At 69.6% G+C, this 14,940-nt stretch carries 16 protein-coding genes and 1 pseudogene; 9 read left to right on the forward strand and 8 right to left on the reverse strand.

The window, feature by feature from the left end; translation table 11 throughout:
* Positions 1-19: 19 nt before the first annotated feature.
* Positions 20-796: an SDR family NAD(P)-dependent oxidoreductase gene (locus VKV26_00330; protein HLZ68331.1), complete on the reverse strand. Its 777-nt coding sequence runs from the start codon at positions 794-796 to the stop codon at positions 20-22.
* A gap of 105 nt (positions 797-901) precedes the next feature.
* Here VKV26_00330 and VKV26_00335 point away from each other — a divergent pair, with 105 nt between their 5' ends.
* From VKV26_00335 to VKV26_00350, 4 genes are all read left to right on the forward strand, one after another.
* Positions 902-1,828: an LLM class F420-dependent oxidoreductase gene (locus VKV26_00335; protein ID HLZ68332.1), complete on the forward strand. Its 927-nt coding sequence runs from the start codon at positions 902-904 to the stop codon at positions 1,826-1,828.
* 148 nt (positions 1,829-1,976) lie between these two features.
* Positions 1,977-2,759: a DUF169 domain-containing protein gene (locus VKV26_00340; protein ID HLZ68333.1), complete on the forward strand. Its 783-nt coding sequence runs from the start codon at positions 1,977-1,979 to the stop codon at positions 2,757-2,759.
* 129 nt (positions 2,760-2,888) lie between these two features.
* Complete coding sequence (locus VKV26_00345) at positions 2,889-3,971, forward strand: hypothetical protein (protein ID HLZ68334.1); 1,083 nt, start codon at positions 2,889-2,891, stop codon at positions 3,969-3,971.
* An 86-nt stretch (positions 3,972-4,057) separates the two neighbouring features.
* A complete protein-coding gene (locus VKV26_00350) occupies positions 4,058-4,582 on the forward strand; it encodes a VOC family protein (protein HLZ68335.1) in 525 nt (174 codons plus the stop codon).
* A 15-nt stretch (positions 4,583-4,597) separates the two neighbouring features.
* On the opposite strand, the gene VKV26_00355 is transcribed toward VKV26_00350, so the two are convergent.
* The 3 genes from VKV26_00355 to VKV26_00365 are packed head-to-tail and all read right to left on the reverse strand — an operon-like array spanning position 4,598 to position 6,383.
* Positions 4,598-5,221 carry a hypothetical protein gene (locus VKV26_00355; protein ID HLZ68336.1) on the reverse strand — a complete coding sequence of 208 codons (624 nt, stop codon included), beginning with the start codon at positions 5,219-5,221 and terminating at the stop codon, positions 4,598-4,600.
* Between the two features lie 7 nt (positions 5,222-5,228).
* On the reverse strand, positions 5,229-5,570 hold the full coding sequence (locus tag VKV26_00360) for a 4Fe-4S dicluster domain-containing protein (protein HLZ68337.1): 342 nt from the start codon (positions 5,568-5,570) through the stop codon (positions 5,229-5,231).
* A gap of 15 nt (positions 5,571-5,585) precedes the next feature.
* A complete protein-coding gene (locus VKV26_00365) occupies positions 5,586-6,383 on the reverse strand; it encodes a hypothetical protein (protein HLZ68338.1) in 798 nt (265 codons plus the stop codon).
* 141 nt (positions 6,384-6,524) lie between these two features.
* Between VKV26_00365 and VKV26_00370 the strand changes: the two genes are divergently transcribed.
* Positions 6,525-6,986 carry a MarR family winged helix-turn-helix transcriptional regulator gene (locus tag VKV26_00370; GenBank protein HLZ68339.1) on the forward strand — a complete coding sequence of 154 codons (462 nt, stop codon included), beginning with the start codon at positions 6,525-6,527 and terminating at the stop codon, positions 6,984-6,986.
* A gap of 114 nt (positions 6,987-7,100) precedes the next feature.
* Positions 7,101-7,646 carry a GtrA family protein gene (locus VKV26_00375; protein ID HLZ68340.1) on the forward strand — a complete coding sequence of 182 codons (546 nt, stop codon included), beginning with the start codon at positions 7,101-7,103 and terminating at the stop codon, positions 7,644-7,646.
* On the opposite strand, the gene VKV26_00380 is transcribed toward VKV26_00375, so the two are convergent.
* The gene (locus VKV26_00380; GenBank protein ID HLZ68341.1) at positions 7,643-9,196 is read right to left on the reverse strand and encodes a chloride channel protein; all 1,554 of its coding nucleotides are present in this window, start codon (positions 9,194-9,196) and stop codon (positions 7,643-7,645) included. The two genes, VKV26_00375 and VKV26_00380, sit on opposite strands and share 4 nt — an antisense overlap.
* Before the next feature lie 33 nt (positions 9,197-9,229).
* Complete coding sequence (locus VKV26_00385; protein HLZ68342.1) at positions 9,230-9,436, reverse strand: hypothetical protein; 207 nt, start codon at positions 9,434-9,436, stop codon at positions 9,230-9,232.
* A gap of 103 nt (positions 9,437-9,539) precedes the next feature.
* Here VKV26_00385 and VKV26_00390 point away from each other — a divergent pair.
* Positions 9,540-10,136 (forward strand): annotated as a pseudogene (locus VKV26_00390) (hypothetical protein).
* On the forward strand, positions 10,123-10,635 hold the full coding sequence (locus VKV26_00395) for a hypothetical protein (protein HLZ68343.1): 513 nt from the start codon (positions 10,123-10,125) through the stop codon (positions 10,633-10,635). The pseudogene VKV26_00390 and the gene VKV26_00395 overlap by 14 nt, the downstream one beginning before the upstream one ends.
* Positions 10,636-10,652: 17 nt before the next feature.
* Here VKV26_00395 and VKV26_00400 read toward each other — a convergent pair whose 3' ends face one another.
* Both VKV26_00400 and VKV26_00405 read right to left on the reverse strand, forming a co-directional pair.
* Entirely contained in the window at positions 10,653-12,473 is a 1,821-nt protein-coding gene (locus VKV26_00400; GenBank protein ID HLZ68344.1) for a PEP-utilizing enzyme, read from the reverse strand.
* 85 nt (positions 12,474-12,558) lie between these two features.
* Positions 12,559-13,173, reverse strand: a complete 615-nt coding sequence (locus VKV26_00405; protein ID HLZ68345.1) for a hypothetical protein — start codon at positions 13,171-13,173, stop codon at positions 12,559-12,561.
* A 179-nt stretch (positions 13,174-13,352) separates the two neighbouring features.
* Between VKV26_00405 and VKV26_00410 the strand changes: the two genes are divergently transcribed.
* A complete protein-coding gene (locus tag VKV26_00410; protein ID HLZ68346.1) occupies positions 13,353-14,849 on the forward strand; it encodes a gluconokinase in 1,497 nt (498 codons plus the stop codon).
* The last annotated feature ends 91 nt before the right edge of the window (positions 14,850-14,940 follow it).

Below are 14,940 nucleotides of genomic sequence, written 5' to 3' on the forward strand. Positions count from 1 at the left end.
CGGAACCTCGGTGGCTGCATCAGTCGAGATAGAGGCCGCCGGCCGGGTGCAGCATCTGGCCGGTGAAGTAGCTGGCCTCGTCGGAGCAGAGGAAGAGCGCCGTGGCGGCGATCTCCTCCGGCTCGCCCATGCGATGCATCGGCACGGCGCGTAGGATCTGCTGCAGCCGCTCCTCGCTCTGGTGCATCGGCTGGGTCATCGGCGTGTCGATGTAGCCGGGGCCGATCGCGTTGATGCGGATGTTTTGCGCCGCAAGCTCCAGCGCCATGACTTTGGTGAGCATCCAGACGCCGGCCTTGGCGATGCAGTAGTGGCCGCCGCCGGCCAGCGGCAGCCGCGCCGCTCCCGAGCTGATCGTGACGATGGCGCCGGGGCGGCCGGCGTTCAGCATCTCGCGCACGGCCGCGCGGCAGGTGAGCAGGACACCGCGCAGATTCACGTCCAGCATGCCGTCGAAGGCTTCGAGCGGCATGTTCCAGAGCGGCTCGCCGCCTTGCTGGCCGGGCGCCCGCGCGATGCCCGCCGCGGCCACGACGCAATCCAGGGCGCCGTACGTCTCGACGCAGCGGTGGCTGACGCCGTTGACGATCGCCTCACTCGTCACGTCGGCCTGTGCGGCGAACGCCTGCCCGCCGGCCGCCTCGATGCGGCGCACCGTCTCTGCCGCGCCCTCCAGCGAGCGATCGATGACGCAGACGCGCGCGCCTTCCGTGGCGAAGCGCTCGGCGCTCGCTCGGCCGATGCCCGAGCCGCCTCCCGTGATCAACGCGACCTTGCCTTCCAGCCGTCCCGGCATCTGCTGCTCCTTCGCTGTCCGAACCTCGCCACCAGCATACTGGCCGGACGTGTAGCATGGGCACTGCCGCCCGCAGCCGGGCGAGCCCTGCAACGGGTGCTTCACATGCGCTTCGGCATCGTGCTCCCGCACTTTCGCGCTGTGGCCGGCGCCGCCGCCATCCGCGACGTGGCGCAGGCCGCCGATTCGCTGGGCTTCGATTCGATCTGGATCACCGATCGCGCCGCCATTCCGCGCGGCGAGGTGAACCGCCGCTTCGGTCCGGCCTTCTACGATCCGCTGGTCACGCTCGGTTACGTCGCGGCCTGCACCACGCGCGTGCGGCTGGGCGCCACGGTGTTCGTGCTGCCGTTTCGTCATCCGGTGCTGATGGCCCGCGCCATCGCTTCGCTCGACCAGCTCTGCGGCGGACGGCTGGACGTCGGCGTGGGCACGGGCTGGATGCGCGAGGAGTTCGACGCGATCGGCGTGCCGTTTGAGCAGCGCGGCGCCCTCACCGACGAATATCTTGACGCGATGATCGCCCTCTGGAGTGCGCCCGTCGCCTCGTTCGCCGGACCGACGGTGCGCTTCGAGAATCTGCACGCTGAGCCGCTGCCCGTGCAGCAGCCGCACCCGCCGATCTGGGTGGGCGGCCGCACGCCGCCCGCCTACCGGCGCGCGATCAAATACGGCCAGGTGTGGCACGCCTCGCCCGTCGGCCTCTCCGAGCTGTTGCCCGCCATCGCGGGGCTGCGCGAGACGGCGAAGCGGCTTGGCCGCGACCCGGAGACTATCGCCCTGACGACGCGGGCGCCGCTGTACTTCGAACTGACGTCGCATCGGTTCGGGGAAAGTGAGCCGCCGGAGATGCCGATCGGCACGCCGGACGCGGTGCTCGCCACGCTGCGCCGCTACCAGGCAGCCGGCTTCTCCGAAATCGTCTTCGACACGTTCTTCGCCGGCTTTCCCGAGCTGGAGGGCGCCACGCCGGACGGGATTCTGCAGACGATGTCGCAGTTCACGCGGGTGGTGCGGCCCGCCTTCCCCTGATCGCAACGGGCCAGGCGGCCGATGCTATAAGCAGACGAGCTCATCGCCGGTGCGATGCAGTTCCCGGCGTTGGCGTACGATAGGTAAGCACGCGCCGCAGCGAGGGAGACCAGGGATGACCACTGACACAAACAGCTCCGAGATGCCGATGGCGTTTCCGCCGGTTCAGCCCGAGCGCTACGACTGGGAAGCGGTCGTCGACGAGCTCAACCGCCTGCTGCGGCTGCGCACCACGCCGATCGGCATGAAACTGTTCGAGACCGTGGCCGAGATGGAGGCGATTCCGCGCATTCGGCGGCCTAAGGCGATCCATACGACCGATCAGATCGTGGCGCAGGCTGCCCGGCTCGGTTGGACCGTCGGCATCACCAACGACGACCTCGTAGGCGCGCAGTGCGGCGCCGTGATCGGCCTGCATCCGCAGGACGCGGACTGGCTCTCCGGCAGGCGCATGGCCGGCGTCTGGTTCGACACGCTGGAGAACTCGGCGGCGCACCAGGCGGCGATGGACGTGGTGCCCTACGGCCGCTTCACGGCGCTGGCCGTCTCGCCGCTGACCTCGGGCCGGCTCGATCCGCCGGACGTTTGCCTGATCTACGGCACGCCCGGGCAGATGATCATCCTGATCAACGGCCTGCAGTGGACGGGCTACCGCAAGTTCGAGTGGGGCGTGGTGGGCGAGTCGGCCTGCGCCGACTCGTGGGGCCGGGCGCTGAAGACGGGCGAGCCGAGCCTCTCCATCCCCTGCTACGCCGAGCGGCGTTACGGCGGCGTGCTGGACGACGAGCTGCTGATGGCGATTCCGCCGCGCTTCCTGCCCGGCGCGATCGAGGGGATGAAGCGCATTGCCAGGAACGGTCTGCGCTACCCGATCCCGCAGTACGGCATCCAGAGCGACGTCCGCGCCGGCCTGGCCTACAGCTACGGGTGATCGTCGGGAGTCGTATGGAGGCTGTTGGGCGCAGTGAAACGTCACCACGGTCCGACCGTTTACGCTGCGGTTCCTGTGGTTCTAGTTTGATGAGGATGCACCCGCGCCGAACCGAGCGAGAGGACGGCTATGCGCGTCCTGCTGCACCTGCTGCCGCTGATCAGCGTCTTCGTGCTCGCCTGTGGCGGTGGGTCGCACCACGCCACACACGCGCCGGCGAGCAATGCGAGCTTCGTGGCTCCACAGGCGCTAGCCGCCACGCCGCGCGTCGCGCCGCCCACGACAGGCACACCGGCGCCCGCCGCGCTCGTGATGCCCGCCGGACTGCAGGACGTGGGCCAGTTCGTGGTGAGCGCGAGCGGCCCGGTACAGGCCGAGAACCGCGCGGCCACGATGGTGTTGCACCTCAGGCGAGGCGACGAGATTCACTTTCCGCCGAGCATGACGTGGGGAACGCTCCCCAACGTCGGGCTGTCCGCACCGCACTGGATTGGCGCGGCCGTTCGGCTGTCCGGCCACCTCCTCTACCTCACCGGTGAAACGGGCTTTGGGCCTGGCGATGCTGCATTCGACCGCGCGGACGACCGCACCTTTCGCGTGACTATGCCCGGCGAAGTGCTCTTCTGGGCGAATGAAGACGGGGTGCGAAACGAAGGCGGCACGCTGGCGGACTACCCGATCGCCGTCGATGCCGCCGGCCATCTCTGGCTCGGGCCTCTGCCCGTGCCGCCGAACAGCGTAGTGGACTACAACACCGGCGTTGGGCTCGATCTCGGCGGCATGAAGCGGGTCGGCTGGCTGCCGTCCGCGGGGAACACCGGCGCCTTCTTCTTCACGACTTGCGGACCGGCGACCTGCGGCTATACCGACCGGCTCGCGACCACGCTGACCTCACCCATCACAGGCACGCTCACCTGCCGCTCCGGCACGAACTTTGATCTCGTCGGCGACGGCTATCGGCTGCTGTTTCGAGATACGGCGACGCTGATCCGGCCGCGAGACAGCACGCCGACTGCAACGCCGGCCGCTGCCTGCGGCCAGAGCTTCGCCATTCAAGCGGGTGAGCCGGTTGACGACACGGGAGCCCACTACTTCGTGACCGCCGTTGCAAGCGACGGTGAGCCGCTCTCGGTCGTCGTCGCCTACGACGGCACGCTGTATGTGGGGCATCTGACGGCGCCGCCGCTTGAAGGGCCGAGTCGCGCCCTTTGAGCCGGCGTGGCGGCCGACGCGCGTGCGCGATTCGGCGTATGATAAGCCACATTCAGGCGCGGTGTTCAGCGCAAAGGAGCCTCCGCATGGCGCGCGTGGTTGGCCTCGGGCACGTCGGCATTTACGTCCAGGATCTCGAAAAGATGGTGGCGTTCTACCGCGACCTGCTCGGCATGCAGGTGACGAAGCAGAACTGGGAGGCCGGCGCCGTCTTCCTCAGCTCGGATCCCGCGCGCAGCGACCACGAGATCGCGCTGATGCGCGGCCGGCCCAGCGCCGAGGATCCGCACCTGATCAATCAGATCTCCATGCGCGTGGTCAGCCTCGCGGATCTGCGCGAGATGTACCGCGCGATCAAGGCCGGCGGCTACAGGATCCACCGCGTGGTCAGCCACGCCAGCGCGATCGGCTGCTACTTCGCCGACCCGGAGAACAACACGACCGAAGTCTTCTGGGTGACGAGCCGGCCCTGCTGGGTGATGGCCGGCGATCCGATCGATCTGGAGCAGCCGGACGAGGTGATCATGGCGCAGGTCGATCGCCAGTGGGAGCGGCTGCGCGACGTGCCCGTCGGCGGTGTGCCGCTGCCCGCGGCGGCGCCGGCGGGTTAACCAGGTTGCCCACCGCTACCGGCCCAGGTCGCCGCAGATGCCGCCCGCCTGGATCAGCAGGTCTTCCAGTTCCGCCTGCCAGGCGAGGGCGGCGCGGCGCTTCTCGCGCGTGTCCGCTAGCTCCTCGTAGATCGCCTGGCCCCACTTCAGGTGCTCCTCCTCCTCCAGCAGGATGTGGCGGAGGATACGCACCGTGGGCGCGTCGCAAACCTGGTCCGTCACCAGCGCGTGATGGCGGTAGTAGACGCAGAGCTGCGTCTTCAGCACGCGGTAGAGGCCGACGAGCCGCAGCAGCGGCTCGGTCTGGAGCTGCATCGTCTCGACGAACTTCACGAACTGCTCGTTGGGCGGCTCCATCTTGTAGCTGCTGCGCAGCGTAGGGGGCGCCTCGATGTCGGCGCCCTCGGTGACGCGCAGCTCGGGCAGGCGTTGCCCCAGCCAGAACCAGTGCACCGAGTCCTGGTAGCAGTGCTCGCCCAGGGCAAATTTGGCCTTGATCTGCGGCATGGTTGAGGCCCAGGCGCCCGCCGCCGTCATGCAGGCGTGCTCGGCGAAGCGGTAATGCAACAGCCGGCGGCCGTTCTCGTCCACCGAGAAGGCGCCGCCGACGGTGCGCGGGTCGATGCAAAGCTCGGGCATGCGGTCTTCACCTCGAAGGGCCGGCGTCTGCCGGCCGCGCCCGTACCCCTGCCGCCGCCGCTTCCGCCCGGAGCTTGCGTTGCTGCGCGGTTTGGCGCTGTCTTCGGGCCCAGGCGCGGGCGTGCGCTTTGGCCGCCTCCAGGTCGATCGGATCGTGCCGGTACTCCTGGTCGTAGCTGATCACGTCCACCGGGCAGACGCGGGCGCAGATGCCGCAGTCGATGCAACCCTCAGGCCTGATCACGTGCGTGCGCTGGCGCGTCAGGAAGAACGCGATCGTTTCCGTTGGGCAGGCGCGGCGGCACCAGCCGCAGTTGATGCAGCCTTCCAGGGCAATGCGGTAGGTCATACCTGGTCCTGAATGCTAGCCCAGCGCCGTGCTGGCGCGGTCGGCTTCTTCGGCGAAGAAGGCGCGGATCTCGTCCTTCTGTTCACCGCTGAGCTGGGCACGGATCTGCTCAAATTTCGCGTGGGCGCGCAGGGCGCGGCCCTCCTGCGCCGGGTCCGCCGCGCATAGCTCCTTCACGAAGTAGTCGCCAATCGCCGTGTGCGTGACTTCGTCGGCCCAGTTGTAATCGTAGACGTGCTGCATCAGCGCATCGCCGATTCGGCCGCCCAGCTCGCTGGTGGCCTGGAACAGCGCCAGCGCCTCGCCCTCGAGCGAGACATTGGTCGTTTCCAGGCTGATTAGCGGGTCCTGCGGGTTGTCGCCCAGCGCCAGTTCGAGCATCTGCCGCACCTGGCCGCCGCCACCGCCCAACGTGTCCGGATACTCGTCGATCTTTCCGCCGTACGAGTCGAGCAGGCCCAGGGCGAGCTGCGCGTGGCGCACCTCGTCCCAGGTCTGGCGGGCCATCGCCATGATCAGCTCGGGCGGCACGTTCCAGTCCTGCCACTCAGCCACTTTGCGGCTGAAGGCGTCCACTCCGGCGAACTCGGCGCTGGCGATGCCGCAGACCATCGCCTTGCGGAACTCGACGTTCGCTGGGTCTGCCTGCACCATGTCGCGCAGCAAGCCGATCTCGTAGTTGGCGGCGTCGCCCAGCTTCTCGGCCAACGCCGCGCGCTCGGCGGCGGGGAGCAGCATCGCCGGACGGTAGGGAGGCTCGCGTTGCGGCATCGACTGCTGCAGTTGCTCGCTCAAGCGGGATCGCGTCACCATCGCGCTCCTCCGTGCCTGCCGGCCGCCTGTCGCCTGCGTGGGCGGCGCGACGTAGAATCAACGCGCATAACCGCGGAAACGCCCGGCCGGGCGATGCCTCTACGATACGCGCAAAAAGCAGTTGTGTAAAGGGCAAATAGTATGGCGCATGATCGTGCGGCGCTCGTCGGGGCGGCGCGGCTCTACGGTGAGGCGGTGGCAATTGTGGACCCGCTGCGGGCGCGCCTCTGGGCGGAGTGCGGCCTGACCGTGCCCCAGTTGCGACTGATGTTCATGCTGCGCGAGGAGCCCGGCAGCACCGGCAGCCTGCTTGCTGAACGGTTCGGCGTCAATCCCTCGACGATCACGGGTCACGTCGAGAAGCTGCTGCAGCGCGAGCTCGTCTGGCGCGAAGAAGACGAGCAGGACCGGCGCGTACAGCACAACTACCTGACGGAGCTGGGCGCCGACCTAACCGGCCGGCTCGAGCGTGCCGCCGGCCATTACGTGATCGAGATCCTCGGCCGGCTTACGGAGTCGCAACTGGCCCGGCTCACGGAAGCGCTCGGCGATCTCGTTATGGCAGCCAGAGCCGGGCCGGCGGCTGCAACCCATTCGGGCTAGCGTGATAGTCTTTTGTCACCACGTCCTTGTAATCTCTTAACGACTCACGCGCCCGCCGATGATAGTACTCAGTCAGCGGATCACCGTACACACCGCGCGAGGAGCCGATCGCTGGTGACAGTTTCGCAGGCCGCCACGCGCCGCCGTGAGCCCTCGGTCTCCTGGCAGGCGATCCGCTTCGGCATGATTGGGCTCAGCGGCACGGTAATCTCCTTTGTGCTCTTCACCCTGCTCAATCAGCAGCTTGGCTGGCGTGTGATCGTCGCCAATCCGATCGCCTACGGTGCCGGCATCGTCAACAACTACTTCTGGAACCGCATCTGGAACTACCGGCACGTCGAGCGGCGCAGCGTGCTGCATCAGGGTGGGCAGTTCGCGCTGATCAGCCTCGGCGCCCTCGTGCTGCACACGGGCATTCTCGGCTTCGCCACCCGCTGGGGCGTAGGCATCAAGCGAGATTTCTTCGTCTACTGCGCGGTCTACGCCGGCGCCACCGCCGTCTCATATGCGTGGAACTTCACGTTCAATCACCACATTACTTTCCGCGAACGGGCGCCGAAGACGCTGCAGGCGCTGGCCCACCCGCATGTGCCGCACCCGCATCTGCCGCACCTGCACCCAGAGAAGGAAGGCACGACGCTCGCGGGAGACGGCGATTAGCCCCCAGGTTGCTGACGTGCCCGCCGCGCCCGCTCCGAGCGGCCCTGCAGGCGCGAGGCGGCGCTGTATGAGCGCAGGATCGCGGAACGTTCCAGCACACCCACGTACTGTTCCCCGTGGCGGCGCACCACCGGCACGATCGGCATGAACGAGGCGGCGCCGGCCAGCGCCAGCGCAACCTCGTGCAACGTTTCGTCAGGGTCGAGCAGCGGCACGTCGCGCAGCGCCAGGTCACGTACACGGCGGTCCTCGAACTGCGTTTCGCCGGCGGCGTCCGCCCGTTCCAGCGCGGCCGCCACCTGGTCGAGGCTGAGCACGCCCTCGAAACGCCCGTCGCGATCGACCACCGGAAAAACCGTGCGGCCGCTGGTGCGCGCCTGCGCCATCGCCTGGCGCAGCGTGCGATCGGGCGCGATCGTCGGCCAGTCGCGGATCAGGACTTCGCGCACGCGGATGCGCGCCAGCGGGCTGAGGCGGATCAGCTCGCGGTCGATGCCACGCAGGCGCAGCGGCAAGGTGTAGATCGACTCCGCGTGCAGCCGGCGGGCCAGCATCACACTTGCCGCCACCGCGGCGACGATCTGCGGCAGCAGGTTGAAATCGCGCGTGAACTCGCAGACCAGCAGCACCGCGGTGAGCGGCGCGTTGACGACGGCCGCCACCACCGTGCCCATGCCGACCAGCGTGTAAGCCGGCTCCGGGCTGGCGCCGCTCCAGACGCGGCCGACGATCGCGCCGAAGGCGCCGCCCAGCGTCGCGCCGATGAAGAGCGAGGGCGTGAACACGCCGCCCGTGGCGCCGGATCCCAGCGTGAAGCTGGTGGCCGCCAGCTTGGCAAGCGGCAGGGCAAGCAACAGGCCGGTTTCCAGGTGACCGTTCAGCGCCTGCTCGATGCCGGTGTCACCGCTGCCGAGCACGCGCGGCAGAAACAGGCCGATGGCGCCCACCGCGAGCCCGCCGAGCGCCGGACCGAGCCAGAAGGGAATACGCGACTGCTCGATGCGGCTGCCCAGCGAATGCACGGCCAGGAAGAGCGCCACGCCCAGCGGGGCCGCAATCAGCCCCAGCAGCAAGTCGAGCGGCACGTCCTGCCAGGGCGCCGGCGGCAGCGCGGGCGCCGTGATCACGTGCTCGACGCTGAACTGCTGCGCCACGGCAGTAGCGGCCACCGCGGCCAGCGCCAGCAGCGAGAAACGCCTCGGCTCCAGCTCCTCCAGCAGCACTTCGCTGGCGAAGGCGGCGCCGGTGAGCGGCGCATGGTACATGCCCGCGAGGCCGGCCCCGGCGCCGCAGGCCAGCAACGTGCGCAGCCGCGGCGCCGGCAGACGCAGGAGCTGGCCGAGCCCGGAGGAGAGCGCCGCGCCGATCTGGATGATCGGCCCCTCCGGCCCGGCCGAACCGCCGGAGCCGATCGTCACGGTCGAGCCGATCGCCGTGTGCACGCCGGCGATCCAGGGCAGGCGGCTCCCTCTCGTTTCCACGGCCACGATCACCTCGGAGACGCCGTGGCCCGCCGGTGCGTGCAGCACGAAGCGCAGATAGAGGCCCACCAGCAGCCCGCCCGCCGCCGGCAGCAGCGCGACCTAGGGCCGGTCGAGCAGCGTGGCGGCGAGATCTACACCCTTAAACGAGCCGAAGAAGAGCTGGTTGGCGCCGTGCAGCAGCTCGCGGAAGCCGACCGCGACCAGCCCCATGCCCGCGCCCGTGGCGACGACGAGCAGCAGAAAGCCGGCCTGCTCAGCCAACCCCGCCGATTCGACGCGCTCGCGCAGCCCCAGCCAGCGGCTCATGAGGCTATTGTGAGAGCCAGCGCCGGCAGAGAACAGCGCACTCCGACCGATGCCCGCGCGATCCGATAGCCGCGGTCGGTGAGAAGCGATCTGGGGTGAGCGGATGACGCGGCGCCAGCGGCCACTCAATCCTGCCCCCGACGCCGACGTGGCGGCGATCTTGCGTCGTGTGCCGAAGATCGAGCTGCACCTGCATCTGGAGGGCAGCCTGCGCCCGCAGACGGTGCGCGAGCAGGCGAACCGCTATGCGCCTGGGTCGCCGCTGGCGCAGCCCGGCTGGGAGCGCGACTTCTGGCGCTTCACGGATCTACCGAGCTTCATCCCCGAGTTCGGCACAGTGTTGCGTACGACGATTCGATCGGCCGCCGACTACTACCGCGTCGCCCGCGAATGCTTCGAGGATCTCGTGGCGCAGAACGTGATCTACGCGGAGCCGAGCTTCGGTCCGCGCACGCCCGGACAGCCGTTCTACGTGCCCCTCGGCGAGACGCTGGCGGCGATCGACCAGGCGCGGCGCGAGGTGGAAGCGCGGAAGCCGCTGCGGATCGGGCTGATCCTCGGCTTCAGCCGCACCCATCTCATGCCCGATGGCCAGAGCGCCGCCACGCTGGCGCGCGACTGGTTGGAGGAGGCGCTGGCCGCTCGCAAGGGCGGCCTGCCGCTCTGCGGCGTCGATCTGCACGGCGATGAGCGGGGGGGCGCCCGACGCAGGCATCTTTCGCGACGTGTTTCGCGCGGCCGCGGCAGCCGGGCTCGGACGTCGCGTCCATGCGGGCGAAGGCGCCGGGCCGCGAAGCGTGCGCGACTGCCTGCAAGATCTGCGGCCGCGGCGCCTCGCGCACGGCGTGCGGGCGGTCGAGGATCCTGAGCTGCTGGCCACGCTGTCGCGGCAGCGCGTTGCGCTCGACGTCTGCCCGACGAGCAACCTGCGGCTGGGCGTCGTGCCCGCGCTCGAACAGCATCCGATTCGCGCACTGGTGGCGGCCGGCGTCCCCGTCACCGTCAGCTCGGACGACCCGCTGCCGTTTCAGACCAACCTCAGCAAGGAGCTTGGCCTGCTGCATGACCGGCTCGGCTTCACGCTGCCGGCGTTGCGTGAGCTGACCCTGCACGCTGCGCGGCACAGCTTCTTGCCGGAGGCGGAGCGTGCGGCACTGGCGGCAGTGGTTCGTGCCGGCTGGCCGGCGGGCGAGGTGTAGCGGCCGCGGGCCAACCGTTAGTGCAACAACACCTCGCCGCTGGTGCCGTCCACAGTGATCTCCTGGCCATCGCGAATCTGTTTGGTGCCGGTCTTGACGTTGACCACCGCGGGCAGGCCGTACTCGCGCGCCACGGTCGAGCCGTGCGAGAGCGGCCCGCCGAGATCGACGACCACGGCCGCGGCGGTGAAGAAGAGCGGCGTCCAGGCCGCGTCGGTGAACGGCGCAACCAGGATCTCGCCCGGCTCGACCGCGGCATCCTCGTCGAGTTGGGTAATCACGCGCGCCCGTCCGCGCGCGCGTCCAGGGCTGACGGGGATGCCCTTGAGGGTCGCCGCGGCGGGCATGTCGCCGGCCGGTTTGCTTTGCTCTGCGCCGGTCCAGTGAGGCTCGGGCCGCCCGTCGAACCACTCCGGTAACTCGACGCGCTCGCAGATCGCCAGGTCGCGCCGTCTGCGATCGACGGCCTGCCGGGCGGCGGCCGTGTCGAGCCGACCGCGCAGCGCTTGCTCGAACTCATCGTAGAGCAGCAGGTACACGTCGTCCGTGGTGGCGAGCACGCCTTGCTCCGTGAGACGCCGCCCGGCCTCGCGGCAGATGGCGCGGGCCGGCTGCATCGCCCGCACCCACTGCGCCTTGGTCTTCTCACGCAGGGCAATGAAGCGCTGCGCCACCCCGAGCTGTTGGCGGAAGAGACGCCGTTTCAACGGATTCAGCTGCTTGAACGCGTACGCTTCTGCCTCGCGGCGGAACGCCTCCTGGCGTGCGTGCGCGAGGAAGGGGTCGGCGTCCTCGCCGGCCTGCGCGTAGCTTTTGATCGTGGCGTAGACGAAGGTTGGGTCTTCCGCCCACGACTTTGACGACAGCTCGGCCTCGCGCATCGCGCGGTAGCCATAGCGGCCGAGGAAGCCGTCCAGGGCTTCACGGAGGCCCGTGGCCGCGTCGCCGGGCGCGGCGGCCAGCGCCGCGGCGGTCTCGCCGGCGTCTGTCCGCGCGAACAGGCGCGTGAGACCGTCGTCGGCCTTCACCAGGCGCGAGAGCCGCCAGATCTCGTAAGCCGGCTTGGCGCTCTCCACGTCCGGCAGCCCGGTGACCAACCGCTCCACCAGCCCGGCCGGAGCATTCGGCAGCCAGCGGCGCACACTGCGCGAGAGGGTCTCCAGGCCCGTGCTGGCGCCGGCGCTGTTCAGCAGATGCAGGCCGGCAACGGGCACCTGGAAGCGCCCCGAGTATGCCAGGCGAGCGAGCAGCGTGTCGCCGCTCGCCTGGTGCAGATCGAGGGCGCTTTCGTGTCGCACATACTCGGTGACCCGTTGCTCCTGCTCATCGGTCAGCCGGGGAGCGCGCAGCGTTGCCCGCAGCAAGTGCGGGATCACCGTGAGCTTGATTCGTCGTTCCGCCAGGGTCAGCCGGCGCGGCGGCGCGCCGGGATTGCGCACGCCGCCCAGGTACTGCTCCTCCACCGCCGCGGTGGAGGTGCCGGGGATCAGGTCCGCGCCCTCGGTGATCAGGCTGAGATTGAGATAGGCGCGGCCGAAGAAGACGCCCACCCAGGCGCCGGTCTTCGCCGTGCCGTCTTCGATGCCGGGCGGCAGGCGGCGCCGGTAGGGTTCGAAGGTGCCCAGCATCTTCGACAGGAGGATGAAGCCCTGGTCGAGCGCGTTCGTGCCGACCGAGGCGCCGAGCGGCGACATCAACCCCGGAATGACTTCGCCGACATTCGCGCGGGTGTAGACGGGAAAGCCCTCGATCGGGCCGAAGTCCCAGTCGGGGCGCCATGATCTGAGGTCCACCGGCGGCTGGGCAGTGTCCAGCTCGGGAAAGAGATTCTGCGACATTTGAACTTCCTTGTGTCGTGTGTGAAGACGCTCGTGGTCTCCGCTCGTTCGCGCACGCGGAGGCGGCGGATGCGGAGAGCCTGGCCTAATGCGCCGCAGGCGTCGTCACCGGTCCACGCAAGAGGCCGAGCACCTGGTCAAGTTTGCGATTGCGCAGCGGGCCGGTGACCGGATCGTCTGCGAGCGCGGGCTGCAGGCGGTTCTGGGCGTTGAGAAGCAGCAGCCCTTGCGGACCGGAGACCAGCCCGTACTTGCCGTTGGCGGCACGCCTGAGGAACAGCAGGTAGTGCGAGCCGGCCACCAGCGGCGTATTCTCAGCGGCCGCGGCTGCGCTGCCCTGGTTGCTTGCCTGCGTCACCGTGATTGTCTGCGCAGGCTCGCTGGTGCCGCGCACCACGCGATCCACGCGCACGCTGAAGTCCTGCACGGCTCTGCTTGCGGGCGCCGGCCCCGCGCCGCTGCCGTCCACCCGCGGCGTTGCCAGGTAGGGCGGCGACTCGGAGAGCACGGTGCAGGCGCAGATCAGGTCGGCCGACTGCACCAGCGCGAGCAGCGACGACTTCAGCGTGTAATCGATGCGCTGGGCGCTGACGGTGGGAGCCGGCGGCGCGAGCGTGTGGGTGTTGCTGCGCATCATGATCAACGAGGCGCCGGTCACGGCCGCCGCCAGCACAACGAGGCCGCCGATTGCGAACCGCACTCGCCGGCTGCGCGGCAAGAAGCGCCACACGCGCCCATCTCTCCGAAATTTCACTTGCCTCCAGTATAGGGCAGCGCCTCGGCGGGGCAGTGGTAGAATCCGCCCAGCGCCGGCCGGGACGGGCGTGTGCTCATTGTCCGCTCGCGAGCCGGCGACTCTCGGCGTCGGGTGCAATGCGCATGGAGACCGTCGGCAAGAAGCGCGCCGAGCCCCCCTTTGTCCTGGCCCTCGATGTTGGCTCCTCCGGCACGCGCGGCCGCCTGTTCGACGCGCGCGGGCGCACGCTCAAGCGCTGTGAGGTGCGCATCCGCCACCAGGCGACGAGCAAGCCCGATGGCACCGTGGTCGGCGACGCGGAGGCGGTGCTGAACGAGGCGATCCAGATCATCGACGGCCTGCTCAAGGCGGCGGGCAGACACGCGGAACAGATCGCCGCGGTCGCCTGCGATACCTACGCCTCAAGCCTCGTCGGCGTGGACGCGCGCGGCCGGCCGCTGACGCCCGTCTTCACCTACGCCGACGCGCGCCCTGCGCCGCAGGTCGCGCAGCTCCAGCGCGAATTGGACGAGGACGCGGTGCAGCAGCGCACCGGCTGCCGCTTCCACGCCAGCTATCTGCCGGCGCGCTTCCGCTGGCTGCAGGCCACGGAGCCGCAAACGCTTGCGAGCGCGGCCTACTGGCTCTCGCTCGGCGAGTTCGTCTACGTGCATCTGCTGGGCAAGCGCGCGGCGTCCTTCTCTACCGCCGCCTGGACGGGCTTGCTCAACCGGCACGAGCTTGACTGGGACGCGGAGCTGCTCGCCGCGCTGCCGGTGAAGGCCGACCAGCTCTCGAGCCTGCGCGACACGGGCGAGCCACTGCAGGGGCTGCGGCAGAAGTTCGCCCGCCGCTGGCCGCAGCTCAAGCAGGCGAAGTGGTTCCCCGCGATCGCCGACGGCTACGCCAGCAACATCGGCAGCGACGCGACCGACCTGCAGAGCTACGCCCTCTCGCTCGGCACCAGCGGCGCCGTGCGGGTGCTGCTGGAGGGCACGCCCGATGTCGTGCCGCACGGACTCTGGTGCTACCGCGTGAACCGACGGCAGTCGCTGCTGGGTGGTGCGCTGAACGACGGCGGCCGCGCGGTCGCCTGGCTGCGCGGCCTGCTGAAGCTGCCGCCGGTCGACGGCCTGCGGCCCGTGATCACCGCGCCGCCGGCCATGGATACGCCCGTCGTCTTGCCCTTCCTCACCGGCGAGCGCAGTCCCGGCTGGGCCGGCCACGCGACCGCCAGCTTCACTAACATGGATCTCCACACCGACCCGGCGGCGCTGTTCCGCGGCCTGCTGGAGGGGATCGCGCTGCGGTTGGGACTGATTGCGGACGAGGTGCGCCGGCTTGCGCCGGACGTCGCGCGCGTCGTGGTGAGCGGCGGGGCGGCCGAAGACCTGCCGGAGTGGCTCGGCATCCTGGCGGACGTCATCGGGGCGCCGATGGTGGCCTCGCTCGAAGGCCAAACCACGCTGCGCGGTACGGCTGTAACCGCACTGGAGGTGGTTGCGCCGAAGGCCGAGCGCGTTCCCGCTGCGATCGGCGACACGTTTTCTCCGAATGCCGAGCACCGCGCCGCCTATGACGCCGCGCGCGAACGGCAAATTTCAGCCTACGACGCGCTCATCGCTGCACCCCCTGCGTAGACACACCGCGCGCCGCGCCTGACCGCGCTCTGGTTCAAGATACCCGCGCCGCGGCGAGCTTCAGATCGCCGCGTCTGCGTGGAAAGTCTCC

The organism is Dehalococcoidia bacterium, assembly GCA_035310145.1.
Classification (GTDB): domain Bacteria; phylum Chloroflexota; class Dehalococcoidia; order CAUJGQ01; family CAUJGQ01; genus CALFMN01.